The sequence below is a fragment of the Providencia sp. PROV255 genome (genome assembly GCF_028478065.1).
GTDB classification, from domain to species: domain Bacteria; phylum Pseudomonadota; class Gammaproteobacteria; order Enterobacterales; family Enterobacteriaceae; genus Providencia; species Providencia rettgeri.
In genome coordinates this window covers 348,443-360,525 of record NZ_JAMPMI010000005.1, presented here as the reverse complement: position 1 = coordinate 360,525, position 12,083 = coordinate 348,443, and the positions used below count along the sequence as shown (strand labels likewise).

The window sequence follows — 12,083 nt, the reverse complement described above, 5'->3', positions numbered from 1 at the left end:
CCAACAACGCGACAGGCCGAAATATGACGAGGATTTTTAGAACCAAGGAGCTTGGATCATAACCGCCCCATAAAACAATGCACGACCGGCCAACTCTCCGCTAAACATCGCCAACATTATCAATACAAGTAAGACGGCGGATGGTCGTTCCTTGTATACTTTTACCGCCATAATGCAAGGCAATATCATACTCATCACTACTTGCCACCATAGCAAGTAGCTCCCGCCTTGGCTTGCAGGTAATTGTAAGCGAATAATCTGTGCAATTAATACCAATGCAACGCCTATCAGCACGCCAACTTTAATGGTCGAGGGTAATAACTTGCCTTGCCCAATAACAAATAAGGCTACTAGACTAAAACCAAGGACAATTGTACTGCCTATAAACGCGATTTGGGTTGCCGGTGTATGCCATAATGGGTGAGCAACCATTTGATAATAGACTTGTGCTGTGACAAGTATAGCGGCTAATCCACCAATCCCACTGATCCAGCCTAATATCGTATTGCGCGTGTTTACTGTGGGTTGCAACCAGCAAGATAGAGCCCACAACGTGATAACACCATTTAATAATACAAATGTCACAGCCTCGCGACTTAGCCATGAATGACTTAGCCCCAGAACGGAACGGTATGCTTCGAGAGGCACACCTAAATGCCCCATTGACATAGATGAACCAATAACTTCAATCAGCCATATCAATAGCACTGCGCGACGTAATACAGAGCCTGATAATAAGGAGCCCTGACAGGCTTTCATTTGGTAAATGGTTAATGCGAGAACAGCACCAATCCCCCATTGGCTCATCACTGTAAAAAATACTAGTGGGAGTTCCATATGTTTAATATCCATAATTAATCCTCCATCCCAATGATCACAATATTTGGATGACTGATTGTGTGATCGGGCATGTTGTAACGCTGTTCTAGTACCGCCCAGTTCGTCGTGTGCTTTTTACGTAGTTCAGTGATATCACCAAACTCAATGGCACCCGTAGGGCAAGACTCCACACACCTTGGCAGTAGGCCTTCATCTAACCGTTCCGCACACATATTACACTTGCTGGTTTTCCCTTCTGCTGGGTCAAAGACAGGAGCATGATATGGACAAGCCATAATACACATCTGGCAACCAATACATTTCTCATGATCTTGAACGACAATACCGTCCGCCCGTTTGGTATAGGTGTCTGCTGGGCAAACTTTTAAACACTGTGGGTCATCACAATGGTTACAAGACATCGTAATAAATGCTTGAGTATTCGGTGAATCATCATTGAATTCACGAACTCGACGCCACAAGACGCCCGGCGGGGTCACATTCTCAGATTTACAAGCCATTGAACAAGTGCGGCAACCATAGCAATCTTTTGTATTTATTAAGAAACCATATTGCTTGACCATGATTAAGCCTCCCTTCTTACATCAACTAACGTACTATTACAGCAGTGTCCCGTTCCCAAATGTTCAACTTGGTCATTCGTGACATGACTGCTGCTCCCCCCCTGTTGTTCCCACCAGCCGTTATCCAGTGAAATTACGCCTTTTTTAATATGCGTTGTCACGACAGCAATGGCTCGGTGTTCTCCTCGGTCATTAAAGGTGATTGCCCATTCCCCATTCTTAATACCTCTGGATTTAGCATCTTCAGGGTGAATCAAGACATTCGGCTGGTTTCGTTGTACTTCAAGGATCCATTCATTCATTCCATGACTTGAATGCACACTACGCGCTAACTTGCGCTGAACCGCCATCAAAGGATACTTTTTGGCTAATTCAGGTGAACCTTTAACAGACTCGGTCACTTGGTAGTAAGCGACGACAGGTGAAAAATTTTTCTTTTGCCAATCTTCAACAAATAAGTGTGCTTTTTTGGTTGATGTCCTAAACACACCATCTTTGAACGGTATCCAATCCCCTTCGACTGGGCGTACTGGCCCTTTTTCTAACATTTGGCGAGTGATACCAGAGCCGACTAAACAGGCATCAATATAGTGCTCTATTGGCTTATTAAATACGTCGCCAAACCCGAAACGTTCTGCTAATCGGGCGAAAATCCAATAGTCGGGTTTTGCTTCACCTGCTGGCTCAACCGCCTTTTCCATTAATTGGACATATTGGCTACGAACGCCCGCCATCAAACTGGTATCTTCAAAAATAGTGGTCACCGGTAAAACTAAATCAGCATATAAGGCTGTTGAGCTCATGAGGTTATCGGCTACCACAACAAATGGAACTTTCTTTAGTGCTTCGCGAACCTTGTTGGTATTCGGCAATTGGGTCATAACCCCCATCGTCATAATCCACCAGAAATTAATCGGATGTGGCTTTTCATTGACGATAAAATCGCCAACTTTCGCTACAGGAATGGGAGGAATGTTTTTCACATTCGGCGCCGGTGGCACTATTGGACTAAAATTAGCCATTTGCCGAGCTCCGCCAGCATCACAAACACCCGCCCCTCGTTTACCTATATTTCCAGTCAATAAGGCGAGATAGAACTGGCTTCCTGCGACATAAGCGCCATGTTCGGTTCGTTGTGCTCCTGACATGTTTTGCACAATCATTGAAGGAGTTATTGATGAGTAATCTCGAGCAAGACGTACAATAGTTTCCGTTGGAACATCCGTTTCTTCACTGACCCGGGCAATATCCCAACCTTTTGCTTGCTGGTAAATTTGTTCAAAAACAGTGGTGTAATTCAAATCCTCTGGAAGTTCATGTTGAAAAAGTGCCGGTTTAATGCCCGATGAATCATGACGAACTAATTGTCTGCTTAATGTGTCGAAAACTAAATAGCTGTCCTTATCATCTTTGTTTTGCCTGACTTGTTTTTGATTCGCATCGACCAAATAAACCGCGCCAGTATGAGCCCTCAAGAAATTTTCATCTATCCGGTTTTCTTCAATAATAATTTTAATCATACCTAAAGCAAGCGCGGTATCTGTCCCTGGAATAATAGGTATCCACTCGTCCGCTTTTGCAGCTGTTTCACTAAAACGCGGATCAATCACCACTAATCGAGCGCCATTTCTTCTCGCTTGGTTATAATTTTTAAAATAGGCTTGCATCGTAACAGCTGGGTTATTGCCCCAACACAGGATATAACGGCTATCCGCTATCGTATCGCGGGTATCTGCATACCTCAGGCCGAGCATCGGGATCATCGCAGCTGTTACAGCAGAGCAACAAAGTGAACCCGCTTGTTTCGTTGACCCGCCTAAATAATCAAAGAAAGCCTTCCCCATATCATTTTTAATCGAGTCCATATTTCCGGCATGAGTGGAAATAAACAACCCTTCATTACCATATTTATCAATGGTCTCTCTAATATTTTTTTCAATAAGATCCAGCGCCTCATCCCAACTTATCGGTTTGAATTCAGCTTTACCTTTTTCGCCTACTCGTAGTAATGGTGTTTTGATGCGTTGGTCATGATAGACCCATTTAGTTCGGCTCATACCTCGCAAGCAACATTTGACATTAAACCCTTCCGTCGCCTGAATTTTCATCAGCTTACCTTGGTAGGTATATGCGGTTAGGTTGCAATGCAAACACTCCATTGCACAAGTTGACCGAAATGTTTTGTAGTCCGACAGTTTGAGTCGCACCTTCGGTAAGGGTTGATTGCTGTTTCCTTGTGCATAAGAACAGGGGGCGATACTCGCCAACCCTACAACGCCAAGCCCTTTGAGTAGAGTTCGGCGTTTCAAACGTAGTGAATTTATCGTTTTCATTATAGTAAACCTCGACATTGCCTTTATAAGTACACTATATATATACGCTATTCACTAAAGATGAACTTGAGTAGCATCAATAATTCTATCTATTTATAGGTAATGAGGTGCTACCGCTTTCGGATTATTCTTCTGCGTTATTGGTTCGTTAGCAGCGCAAGGCAACTCATGGTAAAATTTCAGGACTTGTTAAACTGAGGTTTATGTATGTCTACTCTGCAAGGTGTTAATTCTGTTGATATAGCCGTAAGCATTTTAAATTATATTGCTCAAAATGGGGGCATTGCTCGTGCAGCGGATATTTCAAAAGGTTGTGAGATATCAAAAAGCCGTCTACATAAATATTTGGTTTCACTGTGCCGTACACAAATGCTGTACCAAGATACTCAAACTAGCCGTTATGGTTTAGGCCGCAATTTAACCTTCTTAGCTAATTTTGTTAAACCTGAAGACTCATACATCGACGCCATTAACAATAATTTGATTCAATTTCGCGATGAACAAAACGTTTCAACAGGCATAGCCACGCGTCTAGGAAAGGCACTGTCTTTAGTGAAATATAATCGTAGCTTCAAAAATATTGAAATTGACTTTTTACCTAACACGCCATTGCCTGTCGTAAAAAGTGCAGCTGGGCTGATTTATTCTGCATTTGATAACCAATTTGGTTCGAATTCCTATTCGCAGGACGAAATTAATAAAGTTATCCAACAAGGCTATGCCATCCGTTACCAACCAACTGAAGGAATTCCCGGAGCGCAATCTATTGCTTGTCCTGTATTTAATGGCGAAGGCCAGCTTGTCGCAGCAGCAGTGACGATGGGATTTATTGCAGAAAATGAAATGGAAAGGTTAGCAACCGCATTAATCAAACAAGTTAATAGGTTAAATTTATAATCACTACGTGCGGTCAATGCTATCTATCAACTCAAGTCAAAAACAATAAAGCCGAGATGACCTCGGCTTTACGTGGTAATTATTTCACATCAATACGCGGTAATTCACCCATCTCTTTGAGCTTTTTCGATATTTCACGACGTTCTTTGGAGAGTTCAGCGTTCTTGATAATATAATCATCAACACGATCATCATAATCACTACGCATATTCGCAATAATTGCCTGAATATCTTCAATCGACATACCTGGTTTTATATATTCACTCAAGTTATCCAGCAGCAAAACACGCTTCTGGTTATCACGAATTTTTTTCTCATTGTCGGTGATTTCACGACGAATTTTATTTTTGCGACGAAACATACGCACAAATTCCAGAACATTTTGGAAAGACGGCTTGTTAGCGTTGTCCATGTTTAAAACCCTCTAGTCAATATTCAAAACGCATTATCTATTAACACAATACAATCTAATCCTATTGAGTTACAAGCCCGTTTCGCATATTTATCAAATTATTCCGCTGAAAATTGATTTCACTTTATACTTTAACGACCAAATTTTCGGAGTGATCTTGATTACATTTATTTGTTTGATCTTTTTCTCTGATTTCTTGATGACCTGCCCCATCACCTCTGAGACAAAATGCAGATAATATCGTCGTAATAATAACAAATATCCCCATGACCAGATAGGTATCAGCAAAACCAATTTTATCATACCCCCAACCCGCTAATGGCGATAAAATACTTGCAACGACAGAGCTCATGCAACTAAAGCCAACCAAATAAAGTGTCGATGACAAACGTTTATCGAAATGAAGACTGTTATATTTAAAAATCGCGACTAACAGAATCGGGAGCTCAACGGCATGCAGTAATTTCATTATCGATATCATAATCGCGCCATCAACTAGGCCTGAACCAATAATGCGTAGCGCCATGACAGAACTCGCAAACAGCAATCCATTTTTAGCACCAATTCGGTTGACGATAAATGGCGCTAAAAACATTCCTCCTGCCTCCAAGAAAACCTGCAATGAATTTAGATAACCGTACATCTCATTACCTAATTGCTCACTTTGAAACTGATGGGCAAAATACACCATAAATTGCTGGTCATACACACTGTATATACAGGTACCTAATACAAACAATATCAAAGCCCAAAAATGGGGCTGTACAAACAATTGCAAAGCATCTTTCACAGTGATGGCTGAAGGTTTACCATGTTCAAGGCTATTATAGGCATCTGCGTTTGCCGTTTTTAAATTCAATAAAATAACTAAAAATAATAAGCCTGAAACGGTTGCCATAATAAAATTGTAATCAGGGTTCAGGTTAATATTACGCCCAGCAAAAAACGTTGCAGTCGCCCAACCCAATGAGCCCCACATCCTCGCTTTTCCATATTCAAAATTACGTAATCGGCTAACTCGCTCTGTATAAGATTCAAGTACACCAATGCCCGCATGAAAAGTCATGCCAATAAACAAACCACCAATAACACTACCCAAAAACACATTCCATCTTAGCAATGTACCGAAAACCATAAAAAATGGCCCAGATGAAATCAGTAGAACTGCAATAAATAACAGTAAATTTTTTCGTAATCCTAATTTATCTTGCATAAACCCATAGAGTGGCTGTGCGCAAAGTGCCACAATCGAAATACAAGAGAAAATAAATCCTGTATCCGCCCCATCCAAGCCAACATATTTACGCAGCCAGATTGCGACGACAGAAAACGTTGATGACCACGTGAAAAAGAAAAAAAACAATAATGCACTCAAAGAGGCATAATACTTTCTTGAGCCACGATTCATATTTCATCACCTATCAAAAATTATCTTGATGAAATGTTAAGGTTAACATTAATTTCAAACCACAAAATAGCCTGTTAATTGTGATGTTAATCACCAATGTTAACGTTAACAATTGATATATGTGATATCAATCACGATATACTCTCGCAAATTAATGACGAATGTCTGCTGGGTAAAAGATTTCATCAAATCATCCAAGTTATGCGGCTCTCAATCTTACCCACTCAATATCAGATAGCCTTAGTTTAGCTTTTACGGTAGATAAGGTATCATTAATCAACAAGGTATAGTGAATAGCAATAAATTAACCACTATCAATCTACTATATAATCATCAAAATGGTGAAAACGTTGCAAGATAATAAAAAACAACCGACCTTTTTTATTCATGACTATGAAACCTTTGGTAAGCGCCCTGCTCTCGATAGGCCTGCGCAGTTTGCAGGCGTTCGCACTGACCTTGATTTTAATATCATTGAAGAACCCGAAGTTTTTTATTGTGCTCCGGCTGATGACTATTTACCGCAACCTGAAGCCGTCATGATCACTGGGATCACCCCGCAAGTCGCATTATCTCAAGGCATAAATGAAGCCGAGTTTGCTAAACGAATTCATGCGGCTTTTAGTGTCCCTAATACCTGTATTATGGGCTACAACAATATTCGTTTCGATGATGAAGTTACGCGTAATATTTTTTACCGAAATTTTTACGACCCATATGCATATAGTTGGCAACAAGGAAATTCGCGTTGGGATTTACTCGACACTTTGCGTGCCTGTTTTGCGCTTCGCCCTGAAGGTATTCAATGGCCAGAAAATGAAGATGGTTTACCGAGTATGCGTTTAGAACATTTGACCAAAGCAAATGGGGTTGCTCATGAAAATGCACATGATGCAATGTCTGACGTTTTAGCGACTATAAATATGGCAAAACTGTTGAAAGCCGCTCAACCGCGAATGTTCGATTACTTTTATCAGTTAAGAAATAAAAATAAAATAAGTCAACTTATTGATATTGTAGAAATAACACCATTAGTTCATGTCTCTGGTATGTTTGGCGCATTGCGCTCTTATGTCAGTTTAGTCGCTCCACTTGCTTGGCATCCCGATAACAAAAATGCCGTTATTATGTGCGATTTATCTGCCGATATCTCACCATTAATTGAGTTAGACGTTCAACAATTACGTACCCGATTATATACGCCTAAAGCTGAATTGGCGGGCGCTTCTCCCGTTCCTGTAAAATTAGTTCATATTAATAAATGCCCAATTTTAGCGCCAGAAAAGACACTGCGCCCAGAAGATGCACAGCGAACAGGTGTTGACCGTGACTTATGTATGCGCAATCTGGAAACCTTACGCAAGCACCCTGAAATTCGTAATAAACTAATTGAGTTATTTAGCGAGCCTCAAATATTTGCAGAGTCAGATGATGTCGATACACAAATTTATAATGGTTTTTTCAGTCCTTCTGACCGCTCAACGATGGATATTATTCGTGAAACTTCCCCACAGAACTTACCTGTATTGGAATTAAGTTTTGAAGATAAGCGCATGAAAGAACTTTTCTTTCGCTATAAAGCACGTAATTACCCTGCAACCTTATCTTATGATGAGCAGCAGCGCTGGTTACAGCACCGTAGAGACTACTTTAATGAAGAGCGTTTAACAGAATATATGCAACAAATACAACTATTACTTGTAGAGCATCAACATGATGAAAAGCGTTGCCAGCAATTAAAAGCATTGATTAATTATGCGAGAGACCTCGCCAGCTAATTTAGTCATAAAAAAGCAGATATTGAAATGCTTACCAATACCTGCTTTTTTTCATTTATATGACACGTGCCTTAATGGTCATGAGAATGACCGCAACCACAATCCCCTTCCCAATTTTTTCGTTTAGTTGTTTTACCTAAACCGGGGTTCATTGTATTTGTTGGGTCAGATTGCTTATAGAACGATTTCAACTGTTCAGGGGCTTTATATAAATGACCTACGTTATGCTCTGCAGGATATTGAGCGCCTCGTTCATCTAACAAAGCTAACATTTTTTCTTTTAGCTCTTTCGGGTCTACGCCTTTTTTCAATACATAATCCTGATGCATAACATGGCACATAAAGTGGCCACAGTATAATTTATGCACCAATAACTTTTCAATTTCTGGTGGTAACGTTTCAAACCAATTTCTATCATTGCGGCGTAATGCGATATCAAGAGGTAAAACATCTTCCACATCTTTGTTGTGGACAGCATGATAACGAACCGCAGAACCCGCAGCAGCAAAACGATGTAAAAATGCTTTTGCTCCCTCCTCGGGTGTACATTCAAAATAGCCGCCATCTGCGCTTGAAAAATAAGATTTTAGCCAAACTTTAGCTTCATCAATGCCGTCTCCAGCCATTTTTAACATTAAGTGGTGTTCGTAACGATCACGGAACTCTTTCATACGAGGCGGCAAATGGGAGGGCCATAATTTACTGAGAACCTGCATAGTACGGTCAATCAGATTTGATGGCAGGAATGGGACTTTATTTAATACCGCATCAATTCGCCCTTTAATGGTGAAAAACATTGGCATTTTGTCAGTGCCGAATTTATCAATCATTAAAAAGGTATCTTTGCCATAAACTTCTGCAATATCGAAGCAACCGCGATGCATATATTCACCTGCTACTGGCAGGTTTTTAAATTCACTCAAAATATAACGACGGATATCTTCCAAAACATCTGGATTATTAGAACCGATATAAAATACCTGTGTTTTTTTATCTGCAGGGAAAGTATCTAAGCGAACAGCAAATACGGCTAATTTTCCAGCGCACCCTGATGCTTCAAATAGACGGCGTTCATCAGCATTAAAGCGTGATGGTGTATCGGCATCGACATCACGAACGCGTTCTGCATATTCGTGATCAGAGGCTAATTTATCGCTAACTTGTACGTCTTCACTGCTATAACCGCGATTTTGCAGATTTGTCAGAATTTCTTCTGGGGTGTCCCCTAAATCGATACCAAGATGATTTACCAATTCTACTTTGCCATCATCATTGACTCGACCATAGAGAGCCAGCTCCGTATAAGCAGGACCTCGGCGTACTAGCGACCCACCAGAACTATTACAAATCCCCCCAACTACAGAAGCACCAATACACGAAGACCCAATCAAAGAGTGCGGTTCGCGCCCTAATGGTTTTAAGATTTTTTCCAGATCGTACAAAGTGCTTCCCGGCATCGCAACCACTTGGTTAAATTCTGGTAAAACTTGAATTTGGTTTAATTTCAATGTACTAATGATGACGATATCGCGATCATAATCATAACCGCTCGGTGTTGACCCTTCGGTTAACCCTGTATTCGCTGCTTGCATCAGGACAATTTTGTCCGCTTCAACACACGCCTTGAAAACATACCATTGTTCGAGCAATGTTGTTGGAAATACAACCGCGATTGCATCCCCCATACCAGAGCGAAAGCCTTTGCGATAACGTTCTGTTTTATGCGGCTCTGTTAAAATATTTTTTTTGCCAACAATATTCCTAAGCGTCAGTAATAACCGTTGATTCTCAGGTTTCTTTGCATCATTCATTTGTGTGCCTTATTAATCGAATTCGTAATTATCATAGTTATGCATTATGTGTTGTAACAACAATATCACATAATATTATGATGTTAATAGGCTACACGCTTTATCTTAAATAATTCTTAACGGGTAAAAAAATAGCGCCTCAAGGACGCTATTTGAACAATTCTAATTCTGAGTATATTCAAAATAGTTCGTGTTGTAGCAAGGCGCCGAGCAAAACGAGCATGGGGAGCATACATAAGTATGTGACCCATGTCGTTTTGAGAACGCAACGCAGCTACAGCGCGAAATATGAAGAATATATTAGATGTCGCTCATTTGCGGCATAGGACGCTTAAACATACGCGTTAAAACAGCCATATAAACTAAACCAACCGCAGTCCAGACTAAACCATATACCATTGAATCTTCTTCAATATTTAGCCATAACACACAGACTGTTAATGTCCCTATGACAGGCAAAATCAAATAGTTAATGATATTTTTAGCCCCAGTCATACGGCGTTCACGAATAAAGAATTGGCTGATAACCGAGATATTCACGAAGGTAAACGCGATTAGTGCACCAAAGTTAATTAATGCAGTCGCAAAATCCATTTCAAACCAGATAGCGCCTAGTGCTAAGAAACCAACCATTAATACGTTATATGCAGGAGTGCGCCACGTTGGGCTAACATAACCAAATACTTTTTCTGGGAATACCCCATCACGCCCCATTACATACATCAAACGCGCACTACCCGCATGAGCCGCCATACCTGACGCTAATACCGTAACACATGAGAACACCAGAATGATTGACTGGAAGAATGTTCCAGCAACAAAACGCATAATATCTGGTTGTGTTTCATTAATATTCTTAAAGCGTGATACATCAGGGAAGTATTGCTGTAAGAAGAAAGAAACGGTAATAAAGATAACCCCACCAATTAACGCAGTTAAGAAAATAGCACGCGGGATAACTTTACCTGCATTTGGCGTTTCTTCTGACAGTGAGCTTAATCCGTCGAAACCTAAGAATGAAAAACAAAGAATTGTCGCCCCAGCTATCAGCGGAATCACTTCGGTTTTTTCATTAGCAAATGGGTTAAAGGTCCAAATTTCTCCTGTACCTTCACCGTTAGTGACACCGTGGATAACAAGCCCAGTAAACACAGCCATGACACCAACTTGGATAATCGCAATCACGGTACTTAAGTTCGCTATTACGTTGATACCGCGTAAGTTTGCTGCCGTCATCAATATGACTAGACCCACAACAAAAATCGCTGGTTCAACATTAGGGAAAATATCTTGTAAATAAATTTTAGCCAATAAGATGTTGATCATTGGCATAAAAATATAGGACAGCAAGGATGTCCAACCCACCAAGAAGCCAATATGAGGGCTCATTGATTTTTGGGCATAAGTGTACGCTGAACCGGCTGATGGGAAACGTTTCACCAATTTACCGTAGCTCAGAGCAGTAAACAGTATCGCAGCAAGTGCAATAATGTATGAAGTTGGAACATGTCCACCGGTTTTATCTGACACCATTCCGAAGGTATCAAATATCGTCATTGGCTGGATATACGCAATACCGATCATCACTACTTGCACCAATGTTAAGGTTTTTGCAAGTTGTACGCGGTTATTCGCACCCGTTTGATTGTGACCGATGTCTAATGGAATTGGAGTATTATTTTGCACGTCTAAGCCCTCCCATAACTTTCGATTGCATACTACTTCGGCTTAATCGACAGTTACTGGGAAGACTTTGCATCTGCCTATAGGCAGAGAAAAACGAAGAAAGGGAGAAAGGCGTGTGAGCGAAGCCACCGAGAGCCCCGTAGTCATCGATACGGCAGCCGCCAGCGCCTGGCCCTGCTGCGAATGCGAAAAAGTAAGCCATAAAAGCATTCCTCAAATCGGTAGCGAAAAATGTTTGCTACACGTAAATATTAAAATTATCTCTCCGGCTCTATGTCCGGCCCCGCTAGAATGAACGTTCCTAAAAACAAAAAAACCGATGCTTCATTTGATTAAGCATCAGTTATTTTTTAGT

10 protein-coding genes are annotated in these 12,083 nt (G+C 40.8%); 2 read left to right on the top strand and 8 right to left on the bottom strand.

The features are described from left to right. Positions 1 to 36 precede the first annotated feature (36 nt). Genes PR725_RS05325 through PR725_RS05315 form a run of 3 tightly spaced genes read right to left on the bottom strand, consistent with a single transcriptional unit; the run spans position 37 to position 3,736 of the window. Positions 37 to 852, bottom strand: coding sequence for a dimethyl sulfoxide reductase anchor subunit family protein (locus PR725_RS05325; protein ID WP_272567935.1), 816 nt, complete (start codon positions 850 to 852; stop codon positions 37 to 39). A 2-nt stretch (positions 853 to 854) separates the two neighbouring features. Next, entirely contained in the window at positions 855 to 1,403 is a 549-nt protein-coding gene (locus PR725_RS05320) for a 4Fe-4S dicluster domain-containing protein (protein ID WP_004911860.1), read from the bottom strand. Positions 1,404 to 1,405: 2 nt separating this feature from the next. Beyond that, a complete protein-coding gene (locus tag PR725_RS05315; protein ID WP_004911861.1) occupies positions 1,406 to 3,736 on the bottom strand; it encodes a molybdopterin-containing oxidoreductase family protein in 2,331 nt (776 codons plus the stop codon). A gap of 207 nt (positions 3,737 to 3,943) precedes the next feature. Between PR725_RS05315 and PR725_RS05310 the strand changes: the two genes are divergently transcribed. Then, positions 3,944 to 4,633 (top strand): helix-turn-helix domain-containing protein, encoded by a 690-nt coding sequence (locus tag PR725_RS05310; protein WP_004911864.1) that lies wholly within the window; start codon positions 3,944 to 3,946, stop codon positions 4,631 to 4,633. A 79-nt stretch (positions 4,634 to 4,712) separates the two neighbouring features. Here PR725_RS05310 and tmaR read toward each other — a convergent pair whose 3' ends face one another. Together tmaR and PR725_RS05300 are read right to left on the bottom strand one after the other, a co-directional pair. Continuing rightward, positions 4,713 to 5,045: a PTS system regulator TmaR gene (gene tmaR / locus PR725_RS05305; protein WP_004253179.1), complete on the bottom strand. Its 333-nt coding sequence runs from the start codon at positions 5,043 to 5,045 to the stop codon at positions 4,713 to 4,715. A 124-nt stretch (positions 5,046 to 5,169) separates the two neighbouring features. After that, positions 5,170 to 6,453: an MFS transporter gene (locus PR725_RS05300; protein ID WP_004911868.1), complete on the bottom strand. Its 1,284-nt coding sequence runs from the start codon at positions 6,451 to 6,453 to the stop codon at positions 5,170 to 5,172. A 350-nt stretch (positions 6,454 to 6,803) separates the two neighbouring features. On the opposite strand from PR725_RS05300, the gene sbcB reads away from it, so the two are divergent. Further along, a complete protein-coding gene (gene sbcB, locus PR725_RS05295) occupies positions 6,804 to 8,231 on the top strand; it encodes an exodeoxyribonuclease I (RefSeq protein ID WP_117162367.1) in 1,428 nt (475 codons plus the stop codon). Between the two features lie 71 nt (positions 8,232 to 8,302). Here the strand turns inward: sbcB and dld are convergent, their stop codons facing one another. The 3 genes from dld to PR725_RS05280 all read right to left on the bottom strand — a co-directional run bounded on the left by dld (position 8,303) and on the right by PR725_RS05280 (position 11,930). Next, on the bottom strand, positions 8,303 to 10,042 hold the full coding sequence (dld, locus tag PR725_RS05290; protein WP_117162368.1) for a D-lactate dehydrogenase: 1,740 nt from the start codon (positions 10,040 to 10,042) through the stop codon (positions 8,303 to 8,305). A gap of 300 nt (positions 10,043 to 10,342) precedes the next feature. Then, positions 10,343 to 11,728 carry an APC family permease gene (locus PR725_RS05285; RefSeq protein ID WP_109911590.1) on the bottom strand — a complete coding sequence of 462 codons (1,386 nt, stop codon included), beginning with the start codon at positions 11,726 to 11,728 and terminating at the stop codon, positions 10,343 to 10,345. Then, positions 11,718 to 11,930, bottom strand: coding sequence for a hypothetical protein (locus PR725_RS05280; protein ID WP_004253162.1), 213 nt, complete (start codon positions 11,928 to 11,930; stop codon positions 11,718 to 11,720). Before PR725_RS05280 ends, PR725_RS05285 begins: the two co-directional genes overlap by 11 nt. Positions 11,931 to 12,083: the final 153 nt, after the last annotated feature.

Excerpts from the sequence above, each read along its gene's own strand:
- PR725_RS05325 (WP_272567935.1), bottom strand. The coding sequence starts at position 852 with ATGGATATTAAACATATGGAACTCCCACTAGTATTTTTTACAGTGATG.
- PR725_RS05320 (WP_004911860.1), bottom strand. The coding sequence starts at position 1,403 with ATGGTCAAGCAATATGGTTTCTTAATAAATACAAAAGATTGCTATGGT.
- PR725_RS05315 (WP_004911861.1), bottom strand. The coding sequence starts at position 3,736 with ATGAAAACGATAAATTCACTACGTTTGAAACGCCGAACTCTACTCAAA.
- PR725_RS05310 (WP_004911864.1), top strand. The coding sequence starts at position 3,944 with ATGTCTACTCTGCAAGGTGTTAATTCTGTTGATATAGCCGTAAGCATT.
- tmaR (WP_004253179.1), bottom strand. The coding sequence starts at position 5,045 with ATGGACAACGCTAACAAGCCGTCTTTCCAAAATGTTCTGGAATTTGTG.
- PR725_RS05300 (WP_004911868.1), bottom strand. The coding sequence starts at position 6,453 with ATGAATCGTGGCTCAAGAAAGTATTATGCCTCTTTGAGTGCATTATTG.
- dld (WP_117162368.1), bottom strand. The coding sequence starts at position 10,042 with ATGAATGATGCAAAGAAACCTGAGAATCAACGGTTATTACTGACGCTT.
- PR725_RS05280 (WP_004253162.1), bottom strand. The coding sequence starts at position 11,930 with ATGGCTTACTTTTTCGCATTCGCAGCAGGGCCAGGCGCTGGCGGCTGC.